The sequence below is a fragment of the Acinetobacter nematophilus genome (genome assembly GCF_026344175.1).
Taxonomy (GTDB): Bacteria; Pseudomonadota; Gammaproteobacteria; order Pseudomonadales; family Moraxellaceae; genus Acinetobacter; species Acinetobacter nematophilus.
Map to the genome: position 1 here is coordinate 616,240 of NZ_JAPKMY010000001.1, position 26,186 is coordinate 642,425.

The 26,186-nt window shown below is 41.7% G+C and carries 24 protein-coding genes; 4 read left to right on the forward strand and 20 right to left on the reverse strand.

From position 1 onward, the window contains the following. Positions 1–134: 134 nt before the first annotated feature. Positions 135–668, reverse strand: a complete 534-nt coding sequence (locus tag OSH00_RS02890; protein ID WP_004827972.1) for a thioesterase family protein — start codon at positions 666–668, stop codon at positions 135–137. 99 nt (positions 669–767) lie between these two features. Between OSH00_RS02890 and hemB the strand changes: the two genes are divergently transcribed. Beyond that, entirely contained in the window at positions 768–1,781 is a 1,014-nt protein-coding gene (gene hemB, locus OSH00_RS02895; protein ID WP_266129152.1) for a porphobilinogen synthase, read from the forward strand. 307 nt (positions 1,782–2,088) lie between these two features. Continuing rightward, complete coding sequence (gene thiO / locus OSH00_RS02900) at positions 2,089–3,216, forward strand: glycine oxidase ThiO (RefSeq protein WP_266129153.1); 1,128 nt, start codon at positions 2,089–2,091, stop codon at positions 3,214–3,216. Between the two features lie 70 nt (positions 3,217–3,286). Here thiO and OSH00_RS02905 read toward each other — a convergent pair whose 3' ends face one another. Next, on the reverse strand, positions 3,287–4,048 hold the full coding sequence (locus tag OSH00_RS02905) for a ferredoxin--NADP reductase (protein ID WP_266129154.1): 762 nt from the start codon (positions 4,046–4,048) through the stop codon (positions 3,287–3,289). 82 nt (positions 4,049–4,130) lie between these two features. On the opposite strand from OSH00_RS02905, the gene gigC reads away from it, so the two are divergent. After that, entirely contained in the window at positions 4,131–5,012 is an 882-nt protein-coding gene (gene gigC / locus OSH00_RS02910; protein WP_266129155.1) for a LysR family transcriptional regulator GigC, read from the forward strand. Positions 5,013–5,056: 44 nt separating this feature from the next. Here the strand turns inward: gigC and OSH00_RS02915 are convergent, their stop codons facing one another. The 17 genes from OSH00_RS02915 to OSH00_RS02995 form a co-directional block, all read right to left on the reverse strand. Continuing rightward, positions 5,057–5,794 (reverse strand): excalibur calcium-binding domain-containing protein, encoded by a 738-nt coding sequence (locus OSH00_RS02915; protein ID WP_266129156.1) that lies wholly within the window; start codon positions 5,792–5,794, stop codon positions 5,057–5,059. 56 nt (positions 5,795–5,850) lie between these two features. After that, positions 5,851–7,020 (reverse strand): hypothetical protein, encoded by a 1,170-nt coding sequence (locus OSH00_RS02920; RefSeq protein WP_266129157.1) that lies wholly within the window; start codon positions 7,018–7,020, stop codon positions 5,851–5,853. A 64-nt stretch (positions 7,021–7,084) separates the two neighbouring features. Beyond that, positions 7,085–7,720, reverse strand: coding sequence for a uracil phosphoribosyltransferase (gene upp, locus OSH00_RS02925; RefSeq protein WP_266129158.1), 636 nt, complete (start codon positions 7,718–7,720; stop codon positions 7,085–7,087). A gap of 120 nt (positions 7,721–7,840) precedes the next feature. Then, positions 7,841–9,397, reverse strand: a complete 1,557-nt coding sequence (nuoN, locus tag OSH00_RS02930; RefSeq protein WP_266129159.1) for an NADH-quinone oxidoreductase subunit NuoN — start codon at positions 9,395–9,397, stop codon at positions 7,841–7,843. A 2-nt stretch (positions 9,398–9,399) separates the two neighbouring features. Then, the gene (nuoM, locus tag OSH00_RS02935; RefSeq protein ID WP_196077642.1) at positions 9,400–11,010 is read right to left on the reverse strand and encodes an NADH-quinone oxidoreductase subunit M; all 1,611 of its coding nucleotides are present in this window, start codon (positions 11,008–11,010) and stop codon (positions 9,400–9,402) included. Positions 11,011–11,017: 7 nt separating this feature from the next. Next, positions 11,018–12,907 (reverse strand): NADH-quinone oxidoreductase subunit L, encoded by a 1,890-nt coding sequence (gene nuoL / locus OSH00_RS02940; protein WP_266129160.1) that lies wholly within the window; start codon positions 12,905–12,907, stop codon positions 11,018–11,020. After that, the gene (gene nuoK / locus OSH00_RS02945; protein ID WP_004827952.1) at positions 12,904–13,212 is read right to left on the reverse strand and encodes an NADH-quinone oxidoreductase subunit NuoK; all 309 of its coding nucleotides are present in this window, start codon (positions 13,210–13,212) and stop codon (positions 12,904–12,906) included. The genes nuoL and nuoK overlap by 4 nt, the downstream gene beginning before the upstream one ends. Continuing rightward, the gene (gene nuoJ / locus OSH00_RS02950; protein ID WP_171066809.1) at positions 13,212–13,730 is read right to left on the reverse strand and encodes an NADH-quinone oxidoreductase subunit J; all 519 of its coding nucleotides are present in this window, start codon (positions 13,728–13,730) and stop codon (positions 13,212–13,214) included. The genes nuoK and nuoJ overlap by 1 nt, the downstream gene beginning before the upstream one ends. Beyond that, entirely contained in the window at positions 13,730–14,272 is a 543-nt protein-coding gene (gene nuoI / locus OSH00_RS02955; protein ID WP_196077635.1) for an NADH-quinone oxidoreductase subunit NuoI, read from the reverse strand. Before nuoI ends, nuoJ begins: the two co-directional genes overlap by 1 nt. An 18-nt stretch (positions 14,273–14,290) precedes the next feature. Next, complete coding sequence (gene nuoH, locus OSH00_RS02960) at positions 14,291–15,304, reverse strand: NADH-quinone oxidoreductase subunit NuoH (RefSeq protein WP_266129161.1); 1,014 nt, start codon at positions 15,302–15,304, stop codon at positions 14,291–14,293. 2 nt (positions 15,305–15,306) lie between these two features. Next, positions 15,307–17,991: an NADH-quinone oxidoreductase subunit NuoG gene (nuoG, locus tag OSH00_RS02965; RefSeq protein ID WP_266129162.1), complete on the reverse strand. Its 2,685-nt coding sequence runs from the start codon at positions 17,989–17,991 to the stop codon at positions 15,307–15,309. Between the two features lie 11 nt (positions 17,992–18,002). Beyond that, entirely contained in the window at positions 18,003–19,334 is a 1,332-nt protein-coding gene (nuoF, locus tag OSH00_RS02970) for an NADH-quinone oxidoreductase subunit NuoF (RefSeq protein WP_266129163.1), read from the reverse strand. Beyond that, on the reverse strand, positions 19,331–19,840 hold the full coding sequence (nuoE, locus tag OSH00_RS02975) for an NADH-quinone oxidoreductase subunit NuoE (RefSeq protein ID WP_004827939.1): 510 nt from the start codon (positions 19,838–19,840) through the stop codon (positions 19,331–19,333). Before nuoE ends, nuoF begins: the two co-directional genes overlap by 4 nt. A 14-nt stretch (positions 19,841–19,854) precedes the next feature. Beyond that, positions 19,855–21,642, reverse strand: a complete 1,788-nt coding sequence (nuoC, locus tag OSH00_RS02980; protein WP_196077638.1) for an NADH-quinone oxidoreductase subunit C/D — start codon at positions 21,640–21,642, stop codon at positions 19,855–19,857. Positions 21,643–21,728: 86 nt separating this feature from the next. Further along, positions 21,729–22,406 carry a NuoB/complex I 20 kDa subunit family protein gene (locus tag OSH00_RS02985; RefSeq protein ID WP_004827935.1) on the reverse strand — a complete coding sequence of 226 codons (678 nt, stop codon included), beginning with the start codon at positions 22,404–22,406 and terminating at the stop codon, positions 21,729–21,731. 7 nt (positions 22,407–22,413) lie between these two features. Beyond that, complete coding sequence (locus OSH00_RS02990) at positions 22,414–22,962, reverse strand: NADH-quinone oxidoreductase subunit A (RefSeq protein ID WP_196077639.1); 549 nt, start codon at positions 22,960–22,962, stop codon at positions 22,414–22,416. Between the two features lie 770 nt (positions 22,963–23,732). Next, positions 23,733–23,876 carry a hypothetical protein gene (locus OSH00_RS02995; protein ID WP_266129164.1) on the reverse strand — a complete coding sequence of 48 codons (144 nt, stop codon included), beginning with the start codon at positions 23,874–23,876 and terminating at the stop codon, positions 23,733–23,735. A 164-nt stretch (positions 23,877–24,040) separates the two neighbouring features. On the opposite strand from OSH00_RS02995, the gene OSH00_RS03000 reads away from it, so the two are divergent. Beyond that, positions 24,041–24,391 (forward strand): hypothetical protein, encoded by a 351-nt coding sequence (locus tag OSH00_RS03000; protein ID WP_266129165.1) that lies wholly within the window; start codon positions 24,041–24,043, stop codon positions 24,389–24,391. A 91-nt stretch (positions 24,392–24,482) separates the two neighbouring features. On the opposite strand, the gene bfmS is transcribed toward OSH00_RS03000, so the two are convergent. Next, positions 24,483–26,132: a sensor histidine kinase BfmS gene (gene bfmS, locus OSH00_RS03005; protein ID WP_266129166.1), complete on the reverse strand. Its 1,650-nt coding sequence runs from the start codon at positions 26,130–26,132 to the stop codon at positions 24,483–24,485. Between the last annotated feature and the right edge of the window lie 54 nt (positions 26,133–26,186).

Sequence of the window (26,186 nt, forward strand, 5' to 3'; positions counted from 1 at the left end):
TATAAAATAGATCAATCTTATTGATATTCATATTTTTTTCAAAAACAACTAAGCCATCCAAATATGCTTTCCGATGACTTATATTGACATAAAGTATACAAAAGTGTACTGATTAGTACACTTCTACATCGTGATCAATAGGCATAGGATGCGATTGCAGTTGCGATCGCCTTACCTTCATTGTTGACCATGGTCATACGCATGGTGCAACCCTTGCGTCCCATTCTTAAGGTTTCAGCTTTTGCGATAAAATATTCACCACGACCCGGGGCAAGATAATCTACACGCATATCCACGGTAGCAAGTCGAGAAACTTTTTTAAGGGTATCGGGCAACTGGTCAGGTTCAGCTCGTTTATACAATTCCCCCATCGCAACAATTCCACCAATACTGTCCAAAAGTGTTGCAGCAACACCCCCGTGTAAAATTTGAAACGCAACATTGCCAATCAAATACGGCTTCATTTCGATATAACCTTCAATTTCGTCATTGACCACACGCATTTGCATATTGTTATGCGAAAAATAAGGCGAACCATTAAACGCTTTGGTCAACTGATTAAGGACAACATTTAAATCTGCTTTCGCACCTAAATGTAAATTTCCAGTCCACTTTTTTTGTGATTCGCTCTGCGCAGAATCGGTTTTTGGAGAATCACTCATCATCATTTCGAAACCAATAATGAGAAAAAACGTCAGCTTTTTCCCAAAAAATATATGAAAGGGCTACAATATGTGCCTAGTTTAATACTGAACATCGAGATTGTTATGACTTATACGTTCAATCGTCCTGCTTTTCCAGCCACTCGTATGCGCCGTATCCGTAAAAACGATAAACTACGCGCGATGGTCAGAGAAACTCAACTCACAGCAGACCATCTCATCTATCCAGTATTCGTACTTCCAGGACAAAACCAGACCCAAGATGTACCAAGTATGCCAAATGTTCAACGCTTATCAGCAGATTTATTGCTGAAAAAGGCGGAAACATTATTAGAACTTGGCGTGTCGAAACTTGCCCTATTTCCAGTCACACCACAAGAAGACAAAAGTTTAACAGCTGAAGCGGCATGGCATGAAGACGGATTAGTTCAAAATACCTTACGTCTTTTGAAAAAAGAACTTCCTGAAATGGTGCTGATCACTGACGGTGCATTAGATCCATATACCACGCATGGTCAGGATGGCATCATCGATGAAACGGGCTATGTGTTGAATGATGAAACTGTACAGTGCCTGATCAAACAAGCCTTAAGTCATGCTGAAGCAGGTGCTGATGTGATTGCGCCAAGCGACATGATGGATGGGCGTATTGGTGCTATTCGCCAAGCATTAGAAAGTAACGGTTTTATTTACACCAACATCATGGCGTATTCCGCAAAATACGCATCAAGCTTTTACGGTCCATTCCGTGATGCAGTGGGCTCATCGTCCAACCTCAAAGGTGGTAATAAGTACAATTACCAAATGGATGTCGGCAATCGTGCAGAAGCTCTCCATGAAATTGCCCTCGATATTCAGGAAGGCGCCGATATGGTGATCGTTAAACCCGGTATGCCGTATTTAGATGTGGTGCGTGAAGTTAAAGATACTTTCGGTGTGCCGACTTTTGTCTATCAGGTCAGTGGTGAATATGCCATGCTGGCTGCTGCGATTCAAAATGGTTGGTTATCCGAGAGTGTCATTATGGAATCATTGATGTGCTTCCGTCGCGCTGGTGCAGATGGGATCTGGACCTATTATGCTGAAGAAGCGGCACGTCAATTAAAAGAGATGAAGTAAATTCGCTCTCTTCTCGTTACCCTACATAAGATCATACGCGTGAATGTCATCCCCTGTTGTCCGAGACAGGGTTGCATTTAAAATGTAACGTTTATGCGATGAACATCTTCACTTATTGGTTGTGAACGCGTTCAGGGGATGACAATGGTTTTCTTGCGAAGCTTCGCTTCTCATTTTGCCGCAACAAAAGTAGGTTGAACCGAAGCTTAATCTGGATATATGAATCATTTTGGTATGACGTCATCGTACAGGAATATACTTTGGACGACCGTAAATTTCGAATTTCATTACATTTACAGAATACACAATGCATATTGCCATTATCGGTGCTGGAGTAAGTGGCTTACTCAGCGCACTTGAACTTATTGAACAAGGCTGTACAGTCACCCTATTCGATCAACAACATGCTGGGCAAGCGGCTTCTTGGGCAGGCGGTGGTATTCTTTCGCCAATGTATCCTTGGCGCTACCCTCGAGAAGTCAATCATCTGGCCCAATATGGCAAACAACTTTATCAAGATTGGAATAAAAAGCTGCTTCCTCAAACAGGCATAGACTTTGAAATTCATGAAACTGGCATGTTGATTTTCGATGAAGCAGATTTTGAGATTGGACTCAATTACAAAGACCAATACCAAGAACCCATGCAGCATTGTGAATACCTATCCAGAGAAAAACTCAAACAAGTCAACCCCCAGATTTCAGAACAATTTCAACACGCGATCTACTTTCCTCAGTTAGCCAATGTGCGAAATCCTCGGTTACTCAAATCACTGGTCAGCTATTTAAAGCAACATCCTTTGGTTGAAATTCGAGAAAACACATGGATCGAGAAATTTAATATTCAAAATCAAAAGATTCAATCTGTTCAAACCACAAATGGGCAACATTTTTCAGCGGATCATTTTGTAATTGCGACAGGTGCTTGGTCGAATTGTTGGAGTGAGCAATTACAGGTATCAATTCCTGTTGAACCGGTTCAGGGACAAATGATGTTGTTTAAATCTCCTGAAAACTGGCTGCCCACCATGTGCATGAACAATGTTATGTATCTGATTCCACGTACAGATGGACATATCGTTTGCGGTTCAAGCATGAACCATCTTGGTTTTGATCATCGCCCGAGCATTACAGTTCAACAAAACATTTATAAAGCGTGTGTTGAAATGGTGCCTGAATTGGCCAATTTTCCAATTGTGAAGCAATGGGCGGGTTTACGTCCAAGCTCGCCCACAGGCATTCCTTATATTGGAAAAATGCCTGAGTTAAATAATTTATGGGCAAACTTTGGACATTATCGCAATGGTTTATGTATGGGACCAGCTTCAGCACGATTACTTAGACAATTGATTTTAAAACAGGAAACACTGGTCGATGCCAAAGCCTATTCGACTCAACGATTGAAGCTCAGTGAAGGAGCAGGAGTGATCCTTTAATTTGCCAGAAAATAGTTTCAAACTGTGTGAGAACGATAATTTATATTTTTCTCCAGTCTAAATAGTGCATTTACCAATAGTTTTCAACAGCAATATTGCCTTCACCACGGCGATTCATGGTTAAACCACGGGCTTTAAGCGCCGCTTTGGTATCATCCACCATTTGTGGATTACCACACAACATCACATGTGTGCTTTCTACATTGAATTGTACGTCTGCGGCTTTTTCCAACGCACCATTTTCAATCAAAATGGGTAAACGATCATGTAAATCAGCATGTGGATCACGGGTGATAATCGGAATAAATTTGAATCCTTCATGGCCTTCACCAAATTGTTCGGCGATCTCATGGATACGATCAACATAGGCCAATTCAGATGCTGTTCTTACACTATAGACCAAATTGATTTTTTTGTATTTTGACCATGTTTCGAAGTCTTGTAACATCGAAATAAATGGGGCCAGTCCCGTACCAGTGGCCAGTAACCACAAATCTTGCGGAAGGGGCAATTGATAGCGGGCCAAAGTTAAGAATCCATAGGGAATTTTTTCCAAATACAGCTCATCACCCACTTTGAGATGTTGTAAATTTGATGTGAATGCACCGTCAGGCACAACAATTGAAAAAAACTCCAGTGTTTCATCAAACGGTGAAGAAACCACTGAATATGCCCTGACCACTAAATCATCACCGACTTTTAAACCGATTCGAGCGAATTGCCCTGCGGTGAATTTAAAATGAGCGGGTCGAGTCATGGTGAAACTGAAAAGCGTATTCGTCCAACGATGAACAGATAAGACCTTTTCTATGCTAAATTTTTCAATTGACATAATTTCTTCGTGGCATGAAACATGGTCCTCATGGTAGCATGACTATATAATGTATGAATATTAAAATGTTAAGGCTCTACTTATGCGAATGACTTTACGCCAATTGGCGGTGTTTGTTGCTGTCGCTCAGGAAGGTACTGTAACCAAAGCCAGTGATGCAGTTCGGTTAACTCAAAGTGCAGCAAGTATGGCTTTGGCAGACTTAGAGGATGGTTTGGGTGCTCCTCTGTTTGACCGTTTAGGCAAACGATTACAATTAAATGATTTGGGACGATTTCTATTGCCTCAAGCCCTCGAAATTTTAGGTCGCTGTGAAGCTTTTGAACAAGCAGCCAAAGGTGAATTACAAAGCATTGACTTACGTATCGGGGCAACACTGACCATTAGTGATTACTTGATGCCCGATTTAATGGCCGACTTTCTACAAATTCAACCTCAGGCCCATTTACAGCTCCAGGTCGGCAATACGCGTCAAATGATTGAAGCAGTAAACCAATTTCAGCTTGATCTCGCTTTAATTGAAGGCTCATGCTTCTTACCGCAGTTACAGTGTATACATTGGCGTGATGATGAGCTTGCGGTATGTTGTTCACCTAGTCATCCACTGGCTAATTTACATCGTGAACTCAGACAATCTGACTTTCAGCATGTTGAATGGATATTACGTGAAGAAGGTTCTGGAACACGTGAAGTTTTTGACAATGCGATTCTTAAAGATCTTGAAGATGCCAATATCCGTTTAACTCTAGGGCATAATGAAGCCATTTTGAAGATTGTGGCGGGGGGATTGGGCATGTCATGTATCTCCAAATTGGCCATTCAGCCTTTATTGGATAAAGGTCAATTGGTGATTCTAAATACTCCTTTCTGGCAACTGACTCGTCCATTGTTCATGTTGGTACACCGTCAAAAGTATCAAGGTCCAGGTTTAAGGGCATTCATGAAATTTTGTGAAAAAAAATAAATTTAAAGCTCCATATGGAGCTTTTATTTTGCTTTTTGAATGGCTTAGTGACCAAACTGCCGCTCACATGGTATGCCATCATGATCTCCATCCATCTGAGTATTTGGACAGTTTCGAATAAAAAACACTGCTTCTTCATAGGAACTCATCTGGCTACAATGGGTTCTTCCATCACAGCGGTAAGGTGAGGGATGCGTGGAGGCGACCTTAACGCTGTTCAGCGAAGTGGTAGAGGTTGGCGCACTGTGTATAGGCAATGAATCACTTTTACCATTTAAAGCATTTTCGGATTTTTCACTAAATTTAACAGCTTTGACATGACCAATGTCTTTACGTTGCTGCTCGATAACTTGTTTCTGCTGCTGTTCAAACAGTGCAAATTTTGCATGTTGCTCGTCTTGGTAACTTTGATATTGGGTCCAAGCCGCAAAACTGAAATAAACAAATCCGAAAACCATCACCAAAATAACGATCGAAACAAATCCGAATTTTCTCCCCTCATTTTGGCTTCGCCTTAAAATATTTTTTTGCTTATCAATATCGACCTTTTTATTTTTTAAATCATTACTCATCGCTACATCCAAACGAATCATTTGATGCGCTTTAAACGTACCTTTATCATTGACCACAACGTATTTTATAGTTTCACCTTTTTTTGGCTGCCCCCCTTCTTTAGGAAAATCGACAATATAAAACGCCACGGTTTGCGCAGAGTGGTGATCCAATAATAGCCCGTATCCTTTATCATCGTGATACTCAATGATTTGCCCCAAATAAAACATAGCATTTCTCTTATAAATACTTATGAATCACAATATATTTTACTCATTTCAGAGACTTAGCGCGAGTATGCCTCACGTTTCTGCTGTTTAATTGCATCTTTTTGTTGCTGTTGATATTGTTGTAACTTCATTACACTTTCAATTTTGTACTGCTTGTAACGATCCATGGCATACATCACACAATTTACACCGATAAATAAAACAATGCCGATAATCACAATCCAGGGATTCAAACGTATAACCGCTTCAGAAGCCGTTTTCTTCTTCGGCTGCTTACGTTTAGCATATAAGAATTGAATTTTGATGTTTTGATAGAATCGTTGCAAGCCATTCAAACTCATATGCTTTTGCAGTACTTTCTGATCAGTCAAATGACTCATCCCCACTGTTTTGGATGTAATCGCTACAGGTAGATCAGCATCGATATCTGATTTTGGCTGTTGCTCTATTACTTGATGTTGCTCTATTGGCTGGGGTTGATCGTGATTTTCACTTCTTTCAGGCATTTGATTAACATATGTAAAATCAAGCAAATCAACACGTTTCGTCTTTGGGATGGGCTTTTCATTCTGAGGGAATTGAAAGGTGTTAAATGATCCAACATTGGAATAATTATCAACAGCTTCTAATTCATTTAGATTTTGCTTATTCTTTGGAAGTTCACTATCTTCTGTTAAAGGCAGGTTTGGAAATACTGCCGTCGCCGCATTTGGCTGAATATCTTTAATGTGATGAGGTGTGATAATTTCTTGAGCTGATTGCCTAGGAGTAATCTGCTCCAACTGCTCATTTTGTAATGATACTAATTGCGTTTGACTAATTTCATAGGCAAGCTGTGATTGCGATGCTGTTGCAGTGTTTTGTTCAGAGTGTTTGGCGATTTGGGAGTAGGACTCATCTTCTACGCTTAGTCGTCTTTTTTTATGTGCCTTTCGGGCTTTTCTTAAATTTTCATAGACATTTTCTTCATATAAATGCAGAACGGGTAAAGATCGGTTTGGATCAGTAACATAGTTTTTATGATCCAGACGTACAATAAATTTAGCTAAAACTTCACCATTCTGTTCCAGCACAACACACTTGATCCGCTCTCCAAGTTGTGGGAGAACAGTCTGGTTTGAAAAATCTTCTAATTTAAAAACAACTTGTTGATGATCGTTTTTTAATTCTATTAAACCCTTAGCAGATTTTTCATCATAGAAAATAACTATCCCCTTACGAAACATTTTTTTCTCATTTATTAGAATAAAAAAAGGAGGCCCCTATCGCCTCCTTTGATCATACTAAATTTTAATCTTTTTGCACACTACCAAAAATTTTATCACCCGCATCGCCTAAGCCTGGTACGATGTAGCCATTTTCATTGAGACCTTGATCGATGGAAGCAGTGAAAATCGTGACATCAGGATGTGCTTCTTCAACACGTTGAATTCCTTCAGGTGCAGCAACCAGTACCATCACACGAATATCTTTACAGCCACTGGCTTTTAATACATCAATTGCAGCAACCAGAGATGATCCTGTTGCCAACATTGGATCAATAATCATTGCCAAACGGTTCTGAACATCTGGAACTAATTTTTTATAGTAGGTACGCGCTTGCAAAGTTTCTTCATCACGCTCAAGACCTAGTACTGAAACTTTAGCACTTGGAATAAGATTTAAAAAACCCTCTAACATGCCAATACCCGCACGTAAAATCGGCACAACCGTAATTTTTTTACCCGCAATGCGGTCTACACTCACTTTACCATTCCAGCCATCAATCTCATGATCACATACGGGTAAATCTTTAGTCGCTTCATAAGTCAAAAGCATAGTCACTTCTTGAGCAAGCTCACGAAAGTTCTTGGTACTTATATCAGCACGGCGCAACAGACCAAGTTTATGACGAATAAGCGGATGACGGATTTCTTGAATTGACACAGGAGATTACCTAAAAGGATAAAAGTAAATTTCCACTATTATAAATGTTTTTCATATAAGAGATAAGAAAAGCCCTCAACAAATGAGGGCTTTTTTTGTTAATAACTTACTTTCATCAAATTATTGCAAAATGATATGCAAAGGAGCAACGATTTGAGCACCATGCGCCAAAGCGATAATCGGATCTGGATAAACACCAAATACCAATACCAACAAGGCAGCAAGAAGCACCATTATACCGCCTGCTTTTTGTCCCCAATGCTTATCTGCATCAATACGTGGTGTATCAGGTGGTGTCATATACAGAACGATCATGACACGTAGGTAGTAGTACAAACCAATACCACTACCAATAATGATCATTGCCGCATAGAACCAGTGTTGTTCAGACACTGTAGTCATCACCAACATAAACTTACCGATGAAACCAGCAGTCAAAGGAATACCTGCTAGAGATAACATCATGACTGTCAAAGTTGCAGTCAGTACAGGGCGACGCCAGAACAGACCACGGTAATCCGCCAGTGACTCTGCTTCATCAACATTATTGTATGGACTTGACATCAAGGCAACGACACCGAAAGCACCGATGGTTGTAATCACATAAGTAAATACATATACACCAATAGATGTCAGGCTAAGGAATGAAGCACTCACTAAACCAAGAAGCAGATAACCAAAATGAGCGATTGATGAATACGCTAAAATACGCTTCAAGTTCACTTGACGTACTGCAAGTAAGTTACCTGCAAGGATTGAAAGAACCGCAATAACGACAATCACAGTTTGAATCGATTCAATGCCAATAACGCCCGAAGATAGTAGATAGCGTACCAACAATCCGATCATTGCAATTTTTGAAACTGTTGCAAGGAATGTCGCAATAGGTGCAGGCGCACCTTGATAAACATCTGGTGTCCATTTATGGAATGGCGCAAGAGAAAGTTTAAATGCAACAGCAGCAATCATCAGACCTAAACCAATAATGACCATTGGTGTTTCGATCAGTTGGTGATATTGCCCTAATGCCGACTGGATTGCCATAATCAGTTCTGGATTCTGAGCTTTAGTCAATTTCCAGAACAAGTCATCAATTTGGCCTGCAAATGAAAGAGAGCCGACTGCTGAATAGACATAAGCCATTCCCATCAACAACATAGCAGACGCTGTCGCAGAAAGTACAAGATACTTCACACCTGCTTCAAGCGATTTACCACGTTGGTAGGTATATGCCAATAAGCCATATACAGGAATTGACATCAATTCAAGGCTGATAAAGAACGATGCAAAATGAGAACTTGCGACCATCAGCATTGCACCAGAAACTGAAATCAGCATCAGCAGGTACAATTCTTCACGGTTGTCTTTATAAGTTTCAATATAGGCATGGGACAATGTACAGCATGCCAATGCTGCAATTAAAATCATCACTTGATAGAACAATGTAAATGGATCAACCATAAACATGTTCATTACAGGTGCAGGGACAAACGCCTTGCCGAACAAAGTAAATAATATATTTGCCAAAGCAAGGTTTAAACCAATCACTGAAACCGTTGCGATCAGATTATGATTACGTTTAATCGCAATCAGAATCATCACCACAATCGCTGTCAATGCAACAATAAAAACTGGTGCTAAAGGCATGAGATCCGAAAATGACATAGTGAAGTTCATGACTATTGGATCTCCACATTTTGTTGAGATACAACTTGCTGAGTTGTATCGACAATTTCTTGAACTGGAATATAGCTATTTGCTAACCACGCCATGCTTGAGTTTGAAATATCAAGGAATGTTTGTGGATGAACGCCTAACCAAAGTAAGCCAAGTGCGCACACCAATAAAATCACAGTTTCACGTGTATTCAAGTCTTTTAACGGACTTTCATAATGTGGTTTCTGTGCTTCATTTGGTGTACCAAACAATGCTTTATGAATCAGGATCAGACCATAAAGACCTGCAAAAACTAAGCTAATCGCAGCAATAATTGTAAATGTTGGGAATTTCGCAAATGAACCCATAAGGATCAGGAATTCACCGATAAAGTTACCTAGACCAGGAATACCTACAAGCGCAGATACAAAGAACATCAAGAAGAATGGTAAATATTGGAACTGACCACGGATACCGCCCATCAAACGTAAATCACGAGTATGCAAGCGTTCATAAACCTGACCGCACATAATGAACAATGCAGCAGATGACAAGCCATGTGCCAACATCATGATCATTAAGCCTTGGAATGTCAGGATATTACCTGCATAAAGTGCAAGTAATACGAAGCCCATATGAGAGATAGACGTATACGCCAACAAACGCTTCATATCTGTTTGCTGGAAAGCACACCAGGCACCGTAGAAAATACCAATCAAACCGAAAATAATTGCAATATCAGCAAACTGTGCAGATGCTGCTGGGAAGAAAGGCATTACAAAACGAAGTAACCCGTATGCAGCAGTTTTAATCAGAATACCCGCTAGGTCTACAGAACCCGCTGTCGGAGCTTGCGCATGGGCATCTGGCAACCAACCATGCAATGGAAAAACTGGAAGTTTTACGGCAAAACCGATAAACAAACAGATCATCAATGCATAAGCATACCCAGCTGTACGAGGATCAGCATCCAATGCATTGGCAACACCCATCAAGTGAGTATAACCAAATTCAATTCGACCATCCGCGCTATAACCAATGATCACCAGCCCCAATATGCCCACAAGCATGATGAGACCTGCAACTTGGGTATAAATAAAGAATTTGGTTGCTGCATAAACACGTGATTTGCCATCTGCGCCTTTATGACCCCAAAGCGCGATCAAGAAGTAGATAGGTACCAGCATCATCTCCCAGAAGAAGAAGAACAAGAACATATCAATTGCAAGGAAAACCCCGATTACGCCACCCAATGACCATAAAAGGTTTAGGTGGAAGAAACCAACGTTCTTTTGGATTTCGCCCCATGAACAGCCTACAGCAAGTACACCGAGTAATGCTGTTAAACCCACCATAAGAAGCGAAAGACCATCGACTGCCAAGTGAATGTTAATACCCAGTGTTTTAATCCAAGGAACATAGAACTCAGCAGCCCAGGTTGGCGCTTTCGCGCCTAAGGCATAATCATATCCACCTTGTTTCCACAATATGAAGGTCAAGCCCAACGTAATGAGCATACCCACCAATGCGATATAACGAGGTAAATGTTTATCCAGTTTATCGACTAACCAACACGCGAAGCCTGCAATAAAAGGTACAAGAATCAGTGCGGGTAAAATCCAATTGTTTGTGATTTCCATCTTATTTCCCCACGACCTGAATCACGATCAAGATCATCAGCAAAACCACTACACCGAGTGACATACTTGATGCATATTCACGTAATGAACCTGTTTGACGGGTACTTGTAAATTTATTACCACCTTTCACGATTGCGGGTAATACAAGCCATAAGCCATCAATTGGATCACGACCTAAGATTTTCGCAATAAGTAAATAAGGTTGAACGAATACAAGGTTATATAAAGAATCGAAACCAAATGCATTGCGGCAAATATTTGCAAGTCCAGCACCCAATGAAGTGGCAGCAAAACCTTTAACTGCTTTATAAGCAAATGCAAATAATACGACACCCACTGCTAATCCAGCCAATGCAATACCAACAGCGAGATGTTCTGCACCATGCATGCCTTCTTCGACTGCTTGTGATACTTCAAATGCAGGAATATGAGCCGCATTTAAAACATTCATGACTGGCGCTTTTAAGAAATAAGCCAAACCAGTTGAAAGAACAGCCAAGATACCTAAAGGCGCCCAATAAGTCGCACCTTTGATTTCGTGATAATGCGTTTTTTCTTCGCCGAAGAATACCACCCAGATTAAACGGAAAGTATAAATCGAAGTCAGGAATGCACCCGCAACACCGACCCAATACAATGAGCCATACAATGCTACAGATTGACCTTGTGCCCAAACAGCGCCCAAGATTGCATCCTTAGAGAAGAAGCCGATCGTAATAAATGGAATTGCAGCAAGTGCACCACCACCAATTGCGAAGCAAGCGAATAAGAATTTGTTTTTGTAGAACAAGCCACCCATTTTAAAGATGTTTTGCTCATGATGGTAAGCCAGAATCACCGCACCAGAAGACAAGAATAAGAGTGCCTTGAAGAATGCATGTGAAAGCATATGGAACAAACCTGCTTGATATGCTTCAGCACCTACAGCCATAAACATATAACCCAACTGACTCATTGTTGAGTAAGCCAAAATACGTTTGATGTCTGTCTGTACCAATGCAGCAAAACCTGCAACTAGCAATGTCACTGCACCAGTAATCGAAATGAACTGCATTACTTCTGGTGTCATTTCAAACACAGAGAACATACGGCAGCACAAGTAAACACCTGCTGTTACCATTGTTGCAGCATGGATCAATGCAGATACTGGTGTAGGACCAGCCATTGCATCTGCCAACCACGTTTGTAATGGGATTTGTGCAGATTTACCCGCAGCACCCAAGAACAACATCAACGATGTCCAAAGTGCAAGGTTGTGATCAAGTGCTAAAACTTGTGAAGCATTGGCAACGATCGTTCCAATATGCAAAGTACCAAACTGTTGATACAGCAAGAACAATGCGATCAGTAAGAATACATCACCCACACGAGTCACTGTAAATGCTTTGATTGCAGCAAAACCGTTTGCAGGATTTTGATAGTAATAACCAATCAATAGGTAAGAACACAGACCTACGCCTTCCCAACCTAAGAATAACAACGCTAAGTTGTCACCCAAAACCAACACCAACATGCTGGCAACGAATAAGTTGAAATATGAGAAGAAACGAGCAAAGTCTTCTTCACCACGCATATACCAAGTTGCAAAGATATGGATCAAGAAACCCACACCTGTGATCATGCCCATCATCAATAATGATAAGCCATCAAGATGCAAACTTACGCCTGGCGCAAAACCACCCACATTAAACCAAGTCCACAAATGCTGTGCTTGAGCAACTGAACCCTGTTTTGCAAAGTCCATGCCTGCAAGCAATGCAAATAATGCTGAAAGACCAACAGAACCTGCACCAATAATGGCTGCTACATTTTCAGGAAGTTTATTACGCCCTGCCGCTAAAAGGACAAAACCAATGAGCGGAAATAAAATTGTTAAATATAAATAGCTCATCCGCGCATCTCACTAGCAGCATCTACATCCAGATGATGGAAGCGATGGTAGAACTGAAGGACGATCGCAAGACCGATACACGCCTCTGCCGCAGCAAGAGTAAGGATCAAAATAAACATAATTTGACCATCAGGTTGTGCCCATGCACTTCCTGCCACAACGAATGCCAATGCGGCTGCATTCATCATGATCTCAAGGCTCATCAACATAAATAATAAATTGCGTCGCACCATTACACCGTAAAAACCCAGTGCAAAAAGAATAGATGCAACGATCAAACCATGTTCTAAAGGAATGTTGCCCATTACTGTTTATCCTCTTCTGCACTTGGTTCACGTTTGCCTAAGTGGAATGCTGCAACCAAGGCTGCAAGCAATAACATCGCGGCAACTTCAACCAATAATAAATAGTGGGTAAAGAGTGCTTGACCAACAACTTTAGGACCAATGACTTGAGTTCCAAGTACAGCACCCTGCTGTACATGATCTGAACCCAATACCCAAACTAAACATAAGCCCATTAAAAAGCTCATGAGTGCTGGATAAGCCCAAGCATCTGAAGTCAACCATTTACGTTCTTGGTCAACTGTATGCTGACCAAGATTGAGCATCATCACAACGAATACGAACAACACCATGATCGCACCGGCATAAACAATCACTTCAAGTGCAGCTGCAAATGGTGCACCAATCGTCAAGAACATACCTGCAACTGCAAGTAATGAAACGATCAAACTTAATAAAGCATGTACAGGATTCGCGTTAGTCACAACACGAACCGTAGAAACAATGGCCACAAGAGCCATTAAATAAAATGGCCACATCATGGTAATAAGCTCCGTACATCTACAGGCGCGCTTTCACGCTGCGCTTGACCTTTTTCTTTACCGTCAATTGCCATACCAGTCACACGGTAGAAATTGTAGTCAGGATATTTTCCTGGGCCTGAAATGAGTAAGTTTTCTTTCTCATACACAAGATCTTGACGTACATATTCACCAAGCTCAAAGTCTGGAGTTAACTGAATTGCAGTTGTTGGACATGCTTCTTCACACATACCGCAGAAAATGCAGCGTGAGAAGTTAATACGGAAGAACTCTGGATACCAACGTCCATCTTCTTTTTCAGCTTTCTGTAATGAAATACAGCCAACAGGACATGCAACCGCACATAAGTTACACGCAACACAACGCTCTTCACCGTCTGGGTCACGTGTTAGTACAATACGACCACGGTAACGTGGAGGTACGATTTGTTCGGCTGGAACTTCTGGATATAAAATCGTATCGCGTTTACGTGTGACATGGCTAAACACCATCCACAACGAACGAACAATTGATCCTACGCCAGCTAGAATTTTATACATTTTGTACTCCCTGCTGTCCTAGGCTTGATTCATCAGAATCACAGCACCAGTCACCAAAAGGTTGACCAATGCAAGTGGTAAACACACTTTCCAACCAAAATTCATCACTTGGTCATAACGTGGGCGCATTAAAGAACCACGAGCCAAGACAAACATCATCACAAAGAATACTGTTTTCGCAATGAACCAGAACGCATCTGGAATGAATGGAATATTTAAATTAAAAGGTGCCAACCAACCGCCGAAGAATAAAGTCACGATCAGTGCTGAAATAAGGATGATGTTGACGTATTCAGCAACGAAGAACATCCCCCATTTCATACCACCATACTCAACGTGGTACCCCTCTGCCAACTCTTGCTCAGCTTCGGGTTGGTCAAATGGGTGACGATGTGTTACTGCAACACCAGCAACCACAAAGATCATGAAACCAATAAATTGTGGAACCACAAACCATACATCACGTTGTGCTTCTACGATTTCACGTAGGTTGAATGAACCAGCGATTGCAACAACCCCCATCAATGAAATCCCTAAGAAGACCTCATAAGAAATGGTTTGTGCTGCTGAACGCAGACCACCAAGCAATGCATATTTGTTGTTTGAAGCCCAACCACCAAATAACACGGCATAAACCGCGATACCTGCCATTGCCATAAAGAACAATAAGCCAATGCTCATATCTGCAACACCTAAATAAGGTGAAACAGGAATGACCATAAATGACAGTACCGCAGTTGCCATCGCAACTGCTGGCGCTAAACGGAAAGTCAGTTTATCAACGAACTTAGGTGTCCAGTCTTCTTTAAACATGATTTTCAACATGTCGGCAACGATCTGGAACATCCCGCCCGGACCTACACGGTTCGGACCGTAACGGTCTTGCCACAGGCCGAGCAAACGACGTTCAATAAATGACATCAATGCTGCAAGCAGAACCACAACCAACAAAATCACAATGGCTTGGATGACTGAATAAGCAATCGGCCAGTCTTGTGCCCATGTCGGTAGGGCGCGTAAAGATTCATTCATGATTACACTCCTACCGTTACAGATACAGGTTCAGCAAGTGAAACGGTTGGTGCTTGTCCAACTGGATAACCGATATAACCTGTTGGTAAATACTCAATCACGTGTACAGGAAGACTGATTGTTGTCTCACCGGCCTGTACGGTCAGTTGTTGACCATCTTGAACATTCAAACGTGCTGCATCCTGTTCACCTACAGCAAAAGCAGCTTCTGGAATACGTGACTCCATCGCTGGTGTTTTTACTGTAAATTCACCAGAAGCAAAAATATGATGCATTGGAACAAGACGGAAACTGTCTGGATTCGTTACAACAGCACTTGGCGCAACATAGCTACGTGCCGGACGTTTCACTAAACGGTCAAATAAACGAATGCCAGAATCACCACCTTTCAGATGTCCACCCACTTCGTCTTGGTATTTATTCCAAGCTTGTGGAGAGTTCCAACCCGGTGCCCATGCAAACGGTACCAATGATGATGCGTTTTGTGGTCCAACATAACCTTCCATTGAGAATGTTAATGCAGTATCCACATCGACAGGTTGTTTTGGCTCATGTACGTTCAATGGCGCACGGATTGCCGTACGTCCTGAATAACGACGTGGTTCACGGGCAATTTTCAAACCATGAACACGATAGCCTGCATCAGGAGCAACATCTTGAATCGCTTCCAACGCTGGAACATTTTTCACGACAGATTCAATTACGTCATCCAACAAGGTCCATGAAATCGCTTTACCTTTGACACCCGTTTCAATGGCATGCAACCAACGCCATGATTCTTTAATGGCATATTCTGGTTTGTAGTAACTTGGATCATAAACTTGGTAGAAACGTTGTGCACGACCTTCTTGACTAACCACTGTACCATCGCCTTCAGCGAAACTCGCAGCAGAAAGAACCACATCTGCAGCATTTACAGTTTCAGTTTCAGAGTGATCAAGAGCGATGACGCTCTTCGCTTTTGCTAAAGCAGCTTGTACTTGTGTTGCTGGTAGACGGCGGAACAAGTCATTTTCAACGATAATGATTGAATCATAATCCTGTGCAAATGCTTGCTCTAAGCTTAAACCACCGAACAATGCCAAGCCCATTGAGTTCACTTCAGGAACCGTCAATGTTAAACCGGCATTTTCACCTAAATTCTGTGCAACCTGCGCGGCAGCTTCCATAATGGCAGCGTCCTGCAAACTTGTTCCAGAGATGATCAATGGTTTTTTCGCTGCTTTCAATGTATCGGCAACAGTTTGAGCAAATGCTTTCGCATCGTCATCCAAACCAAGAATTGCATCACCTTTTACAGCCGCAGCAACAGCAAAACCTAAACGCGCAATATCGTTTGGAGAAGCAACAACTTCACCCGCAGCCACATCAGCTAAACGCGTTTGTGTTGCAGCCAAGATATAGATCGGAGAGTTTTCATCCTGACCAATACGCTTAACAGGTTCAGCCAACCAATCTTGAGTACGTCGATCTGCCGCCATTTGCTTGGCTTTGTTTTTCGCAGCTTGGCGAACTGACAATGCCATACGCGGTGCTGTTTGAGTAAGGTCTTCACCTAGGATCAATACAGCATCATAGCTTTCAATCTCACGCATACCCGGGTTATAAACACCCTCAGCCTGCATGATTGAAGCAGCCAACTCAACCAAGTTTTGCTCTTTTTGAGACATGCCTGTTGAGTAGTTTTGCTGACCAACCAATTCACGCAATGCGTAATTTGATTCTAATGATGCACGTGGTGAACCAATACCCAAGACTTTTTTGCCTTGAACATTTGCGATCACTGTATCGAGCGCCATATCTACAGAAACAGTTTCAACATCTGCTCCATTACGGAACTGTGGTTGACGAGGACGATCTTCACGGTTTACATAACCCGTACCAAAACGGCCTTTGTCACACAGGAAGTATTGGTTAACTTCACCATTGAAACGGTTTTCTACACGACGCAACTCACCATAACGTTCCCCTGGTGAAATGTTACAGCCTGAAGAACAGCCTTGGCATACGCTTGGCGCATACTGCATGTCCCATTTACGGTTATAGCGTGCAGAATGTGTTTTATCGGTAAACACACCTGTTGGACAAACTTCAGTCAAGTTACCCGAGAATTCAGACTCTAGCGTTCCTGATTCCGGACGACCGAAGTAAACACGTGATGCATTGGCATAAACACCGAAATCTGTACCGCCCGCATAATCATTATAGTAACGAACACAACGGTAGCATGCGATACAACGGTTCATCTCATGCGCAATGAAAGAACCCAACTCTTGGTTATGGTGTGTACGTTTGGTAAAGCGATAACGACGGCGGTCGTGTTGTGTCATCACAGTCATATCTTGAAGATGACAGTGACCTCCCTCTTCACAGACTGGACAGTCGTGTGGATGGTTGGTCATCAAGAATTCCACGATAGACTCACGGAAATCTTTCGCTTCTTTATCTTCAATCGAAATATAGGTATTGTCAGATGCAGGAGTCATACATGACATTACTAAGCGACCACGAGTATCTTCCGGGTTCGCATATTGAGTAACAGCACATTGACGGCAAGAACCGACAGAACCTAAAGCTGGATGCCAACAAAAATATGGGATGTCGATGCCAAGACTCAAACATGCTTGCAGCAAGTTTTCCGAGCCATTGACTTCGTACGATTTTCCATCGACATGAATTGTAGCCATAGTCGAATTCCTTAAACTTGTTCTACGTGGCTGGCTTGGGCTACAGGACGATCTGTCACTTTAGCTTCAAACTCGCTACGGAAATATTTGAGTGCACCCATCAATGGTTCCATGGCACCTGGTGCGTGAGCACAGAATGTTTTACCAATCCATAACTTACGAGTCAGTTCTTGAAGATGTTGAATGTCTTCCATCTTCCCTTCGCCTTTTTCAATAGCGACAAGTGCTTTCACTGCCCAAGGTAAGCCATCACGGCATGGTGTACAGAAACCACATGATTCACGTGCAAAGAATTCTTCTAAGTTACGGGTTGCAGAAACCATACATTGAGTTTCATCAACCACCATTAACAAACATGTACCTAGACGAGAACCTGCTTTCATAATGCTTTCTGAATCCATTGGAAGATCAATGTGTTCAGCAGCCAAGAAGTCAGTCGATGCGCCACCCGGCAACCATGCTTTAAGTTTTAGACCATCACGCATACCGCCTGCATGTTCTTCAATCACTTCACGCGCAGTTGTACCAAACGGCAATTCCCATAGTCCAGGGAAAGTTACTTTACCTGATGCACCATAGATTTTTGTGCCTGGATCTTTAGATTTACCCGCAGACAAACCGATATACCACTCTGGACCACGCAACATGATTGCAGGCAAGTTGTTATAGGTTTCTACGTTGTTCACGATCGTAGGACGACCCCATGCACCTGCAACTTGCGGGAATGGTGGTTTAGTACGCGGATTGGCACGGCGACCTTCAAGAGAGTTAATCAATGCAGTTTCTTCACCACAGATATAACGCCCTGCACCGGTATGCACATGCAACTCAAAGTTCCAACCTGTACCTAAGATGTTGTCACCCAAATAACCTTTAGCGCGAACTTGCTCTAAAGCTTCATTTAAGTATTGTGCCGCCTCAATATACTCACCACGAATGAAGATATAGCCTTGCGTAGCTTCAAGGGTATAACCAGCAATCAACATCCCTTCGATCAATTGATGTGGAAGTTTTTCCATCAACAAACGGTCTTTGAATGTTCCCGGCTCCATCTCATCGGCATTACAGATCAGGTAACGAGGACCACCATCATTCGGTGCCATCAATGACCATTTAATCCCTGCTGGGAAACCTGCACCACCACGACCTTTTACAGTCGCTGCTTTAATCACTTCAAGCACATCTTTAGGTGGCATAGACAGTGCTTTCTTAAAGCCTGCATAACCTTCTAAAGCTTCATAGTCATCAGCACTACGAACAGATTCTTGCTTACTCAAACGCCATGTTAATGGGTGAGTTTCAGGATTTCCGTCGCCATAAATTGGTTTTGGTTCGGTATTCATACATACTTCTCCAATAACTGTTTCACAGAAGTCACTTCAACCAAACCGTGAGTATCCTCATCAATCATTAGGGTTGGACCTTTGTCACAGTTCCCTAAACAGCAAATTGGCAATAAAGTAAAACGACCATCAGCTGTCGTTTGACCAAATTGGATACCCAACTCACGTTGGAAAGCTTCTGCTAAAGTTTCCGCACCCATCAAGAAACAAGCAATCGAATCACATAATAAAATTACGTGGCGACCAACAGGTTGACGGTAAATACGGTTATAGAATGTTGCAACACCTTCCAAATCAGCAGTTGTAATTGTCAATAATTGAGCAATTGCATGTAACTGCGCATCATCTACCCAACCATTACGGCGTTGCACACACTTCAACGCATCTAAAGATGCTGCACGTGGGTACGGGTAGTGACCAATGTGATGTTCAATTTCATGGATTTCTTCACTGGTCAGAATCCCTTCAACATTCACACGTGGTTTTTTATCAGTCAAAATCATCATAATGCGTTTACCCCTTAGCGATCCACGTCAGCCATAACGACATCAATCGTCGCTAAATAAATGATCAAGTCAGATACAAGACTGCCGTTAATTACGGAAGGAATTTGCTGCAAGTGTGTGAAAGTTGGTGTACGAATACGGGTACGATAACTCATGGTTGACTTATCTGAAGTCAAGTAATAGTTAGACGCACCTTTCACCACTTCTGCCATAACAGATGCTTCACCTGCTGGCATTACAGGACCCCATGACACGCTCAAGAAGTGCGTAATCAAGGTTTCAATATCTTGTAAAGTCTTGTCTTTTGGTGGTGGAACTGCCAATGGGTGATCCGCTTTATAAGCACCTGAAGGCATATTATCCAAACACTGTTTGATAATTTTAAGTGACTCTTCGATTTCACGATAGTGAACCATTACACGGGCATACGCATCGCCTTCATATTCCAATGGCACTTCAAAATCGTAGTTTTCATAACCGCTATAAGGACGGTATTTACGCACATCAAAGTCGATACCTGTCGCACGTAAGCCTGTACCAGTCACACCCCAAGCCAATGCCGATTTCGCATCGTATTGTGCAACATTGCGGGTACGACCAACAAAGACAGAGTTTTTAAGTGCCGCAGTATGATATTCCTTCAAACGTTTTGGCATCCATTCGAGAATTTCACGAATCAATTTTTGCCAGTTGTTTGGAAGATCATGCGCTGTACCGCCAATACGGAACCATGCTGGATGCATACGGAAACCCGTAATGGCTTCAATGGCGTCATAGATTTTTTGACGATCCGCAAACATATAGAATACAGGGGTCATACCACCAGCATCCTGAATCGCAGTACCGATATACAACAAGTGGTTATTGATACGGAATAATTCAGACATCATGACACGGATACATTGTGCTCGATCAGGAACAGTAATTCCTGCCAATTGCTCCACACCCATCACATAAGGCATGTTTTGCGCACAACCACCCAAGTAGTCTACACGGTCAGTATAAGGAATGAACGAATGCCAAGTTTGACGTTCAGCCATCTTTTCCACACCACGGTGGTGATAACCGATATCAGGCACACAGTCTTTAACTTCTTCGCCATCTAACTGCAAAATGACACGGAATGCACCATGCGCAGATGGATGGTTTGGACCCAAGTTCAAGAACATGAAGTCTTCATCTGCGTTGCCGCGTTTTAGACCCCAATCTTCTGGAACAAAACGAAGATGTTCTTGCTCGAAATCCTGTTTCGCTTTGTCCTGCATATACGGCGTATATTCCGTCGCACGTGCAGAGTATTCTTTACGTAACGGATGACCTTCCCAATAGGTTGGCAGCAAAATACGACGAAGCATCGGATGCCCTTCGAAATTGATCCCAAACATATCGTAGGCTTCACGCTCGTACCAGTTGGCATTCGGCCAAATGTTGGTTGCCGTTGGAATGTTAATGTCATTCTCATTCAACGCCACTTTAATACGAATATCACTATTGCGTTCCAATGAAAGCAAGTGATAGAACACTGTGAAGTCTGATGCAGGCAAACCATCACGGTGAGTACGCAAACGCTCATCCACCGCAGATAAGTCAAACAACATCACATAAGGACGTGGCACTGTACGTAGGTACATCAAAACTTCTTGTACACGTGCGCGCTCAACCCAGACCGTTGGAAAGTCTTCAAACGTCGGTTGCACGTAAAAGTTCTCACCAAATTTGGCTTTGAGATCTTCTACAATCGCAAATGCTGGGCGGGAATCAACTGGAGTTGATTCTGGCATAGCAATTTCAGTTTCAGCCATTGGCTTGGCTTCCTATTTAATACAAATTCTGTCAAATTTCCTGATGATCATATCCTTCAGATATGTCAAACATTCATCAGAAAAAATTACTCAATCTCATCCATAGAGCGTAAGTTTTTCACTGCAATACGTTCAGCGTTCTTACGGTCGCGTTCTGGCATCATCTTTGGCTTGTATACTGGCTGAAGATCATCACCAATTACCGCAGAAAGCGGACGACGTTCTAATTGAATTTGGTCTTGCAACAACATCAACGCCTGAATGAGTGCTTCTGGACGTGGTGGGCAACCTGGAACGTACACGTCAACAGGAATGATTTTATCTACGCCTTGCACAACAGAATAAATGTCGTACATACCACCAGAGTTTGCACAGGCACCCATTGAAATTACCCATTTTGGCTCAAGCATTTGTTCATACAAACGTTGAATAACAGGTGCCATTTTGACAAAGCATGTCCCGGCTACAATCATCAAGTCAGCCTGACGTGGCGAAGCACGAATAACCTCAGCACCAAAACGTGACAAATCATGCACACCGGTTAAGGTCGTTGCATATTCTACATAGCAGCACGAAGTACCAAAGTTAAAAGGCCATAATGAGTTTTTACGGCCCCAGTTCACAGCTGTATGCAACACGTCCTCTAAACGAGTCATGAATACATTTTTATTCACTTCTTCTTCAAGTGGATCTGTCACAATCTGACGATCTTGAAGCGGATATTGTTCAGCTTCTGGATTCGCACGGGTTAAGGTATATTTCATTCCCGAGTTACTCCTTGTTCAGAGACATGGTCGGTGTTTTATCTTTCACACGACCAGAAGATTGAGCTGGAATCGTTCCTGTAGGATCAGTCACCAACTCTTCAATTGAATTGAAGCGAGTAATTTCTGCAAGGTCCATATTCGGTGAACCAATTTTAGGTTTAATCCCTGCTATTTTACGTTTATCCGAAGGCGACCAGTTTAAGGCACCTGTTGATAATTCATAAATTAAACCAACGAGTAAAACTAAAATAAATACAGCCGCAGCTGAAAACCCGAACCAACCTACTTCACGCACAGATGTCGCCCACGCGTACAAATACAGGGCTTCCAAATCAAATACAACAAAGAAGATTGCGACGAGGTAGAACTTTGCAGACAAGCGGATACGTGCTCCACCAGCACTAACCACACCTGATTCAAATTGCTCTTGCTTCGCACGTCCCCATGATTTACCCCCAAGGAGCAAAGGAACGGTGAGCATAAAGACACATAAAAATGTCACGCCGATCACGAAGGCAATGATTGCCCAATCGTATGGAGTAATGGCACTCATGCGGGGATAACTCCTGGCAGGCCTATTATTTAACAAAGAATGTATGTATTGGCCTTGCAAATACACCAAACACAAAATAAATCTGGTCAATTGTACCCGATTGATGTCATCTCTTGCTAGTTAATAGCTCTAAGTCTTTCGGATGATTTTTTAGACAAAACACATTATTTTTCATGATTCCACGCATTCGCACGTTCAATTATCGCTTTATCAAATTCCATTGCTATTTTTTATTAATTTTTCCGAAGTATATTTTGTTGAGATGAATTAAAAATGACAAATCAGTAGCTTAATTCTTATTAAAATTTCTGAGACATCACTTTTATGCATCTATTTAGGTTTATTCAACAACAAATTTGCACGCATTCCACAAAATTATATTTAAAATATTTTGTTACATTCTATGTTAAAAACTAATATTTCAGCACTCAACATTTTTAATAAAAAATATCTTCATATGATAAATAATGTCAATTAATTAAATCACCACCATTCACACAACCAACCCATTATCAAAATAGGCATCCTCAGGCTAAAATAGTTTTTTTATTTCTCTTTTCCAAAATATGAGACGCCTACTTTTGACCTACCTTGCCCTGCCAATATTTCATTTTATCAAGATTGATCCAATCTCACTTTTTCTTACAGCCATAGATTAAGATCTACCTATGATGTGTTTTCCCATGTATACATTTCCTTATACTCAGACCTGTATTTGATTGATACTGATATATGGGGCAGCATTTATATGTCCAACAACTATTCGATACTCAATCTGCTCGATCCCCCTGCCCTTCAAGATATCTTTCTTTTCCTGTTCCAGTTTCAGTGCTTCTTTTCATCGCTTCCAGTGCTGCTTTAAACATGAACTCAATGACAAGGTCATTATGGATCTGCTGTACCACTGAATTCAATTACAGCCCCGTCAAAATGATTGATGCTTTGATGGGCAATGAATAAACAATACTTGTTGTCGCAAACATAGACGAATTATCTACACAGCCTATACACATCAAACGATTTTTCCTGTGTATGCTAAATATCATTCACTTTAAATCAATAATTTAGGGGTTAAAACATGGAATTTAGCAGCAAACCAAATTATTTTTTATTTGCACAATTACTTGTTCGTCATATTGAAAATTATGTCAAAAAGCATCCTGATGCACAAAATGCGATTTTTGATCTTCGTGATGTTTATGAACTTTTCCGTCAAGACCTTGCTGCAACCACAACAAATCTGGAAGGTATCTTAAATATTGCAGATGAATATCGAATTGATACGATTCAAGGCGATCAGAAAATTATCAGTGGCTATAAAATTGATGCTGAACAAAACAGCTTGTTGATTGACTTTAATGCAGATGCTTTACAAGCACTGAGAGAAAACAAATCAATTATTGCACCAGATGCAACTCTTCAGGAATAAACTTCAAGGCTGAACGTTATCAGCCTGACTGATTGTTAAACAAAAAACACCGAAATATTTCGGTGTTTTTTTCAGCTTTTTAAAGACAACACTAAGCTTTCTCTTTACTTGCTTGCACTTTCTTTTTCTTAAACCTTTCAACAGGCCAAGACATGGTAAATCTTGCCCCACCGAGCTCTGGGCTTTGATCGACCTCAATCGTACCGCCAAACCAATAAGCAATACGACTGACAATGGACAATCCCAAGCCATAACCACCGGAAGCACGAGTTCGACTGTCGTCCAAACGTGCAAATGCTTCAAATACACGTTTACGGTCTTCTTCAGGAATCCCTGGACCATCATCCTCTACACACACATATGCCATTTTGGTTTGATGATTGACACCACCACTTAAACTGACTTGATGATCACAATAACGTACCGCATTACCCACGAGATTTTGCACAACCCGGTGTAAATAACGACGCTCTGCATCCACCACCACATCAGAAGAAAGTGGATTGAGATGAATGATCTTCTGCGTTTTCAACGCCTCAGTTTCTGTAGCAACCTGCTGTAAAACATCAATCAATGCAATTTTTTCAAAGTCCAAAGAAGGTGTACCCTGTTCCAACTTGGCATAAGTCATGATCTCATCAATCAAGGTATTCAAAGCTTCAATGTCTTTGTCGATCATTTCAACCTGTTGCAAGCGATACTCATGATCGTCTTCATCTGCCAGCATTTCCATACCAAAACGGATCCGCGCTACAGGCGTCCGCAACTCATGCGATACCGCACGCATCAACTCCCGTTGGGCTTCGATCAACCGCTGAATATGATCAGACATGCTGTTATAGCTACTGGCAAGACTCGCCATCTCATCATGCCCTTCAACAGGAACACGCTGAGACATATCACCGGTTTTCATGACATCCAAAGCTTGATTGACCTGCTTCAACTTACGTTGCATAGGCACGATCAAACCGTACACCCCCAAGCAAAGCAAAAACATACTCAACAAGGTTATTCCGGCTGCAAGTTTGACTGGCATCCAGTTAAACATTGGAACAGGTCCGAGTACAAGTACATTGGTTGGTGAGTTTGGCAAAGGAGAGACGATGGAAATGGTTGTGCCACGGACTGTTGCACTGTCACGCCATAAAATTACACTTTGATCGGACCTTAAACGACCGATTTGCTCTGAATCAAGATTGAGCTGAGATATTTTTTCAACACCCACATGGTAGGAAAAGTGCTGTTGAATTTTTTTGAGATATTCTTGTTCCTGTCCCGGATAATAAACCAGATAATCCAAAATAAAGACAGGTAATGCCTTCATCTGGCGTTCGCCAATTTGATCGACTTTGATATAAAGATAGTGTTTGGGATCATTGCGGATTCCCAACACTAAATAGGCAATTCCCTGTTCAGCATCATAACGCACAACTGCTTTCTGATTTTCAATACGTTTTTCTTCGGTACGTGATAAATCAACTTTTTGTGCATCCAAATAATAAATAGGCAATTCCAATAAATCAGAAGCGTCCGAAATCCAATCAAGACGTTGTTGTTCAGTTTGTTGACGTGCTACACCTTCGCTAATCACAAATGAAATACCATCTGTTAAAGATTCGCGATATTCCTGCGCACGTTGGTAGTTAATTATTTGAACAAGCAAGTATCCAAACAACGCCACCAACACCACAAGAATAACCAGTCCAGCATAAATACGCAGGAATATACTGTGTTTAGACACGCAAACTCACCTTCGTTATGCCTGCCTTTCTATAGGCAAGCATGTTAGATGATT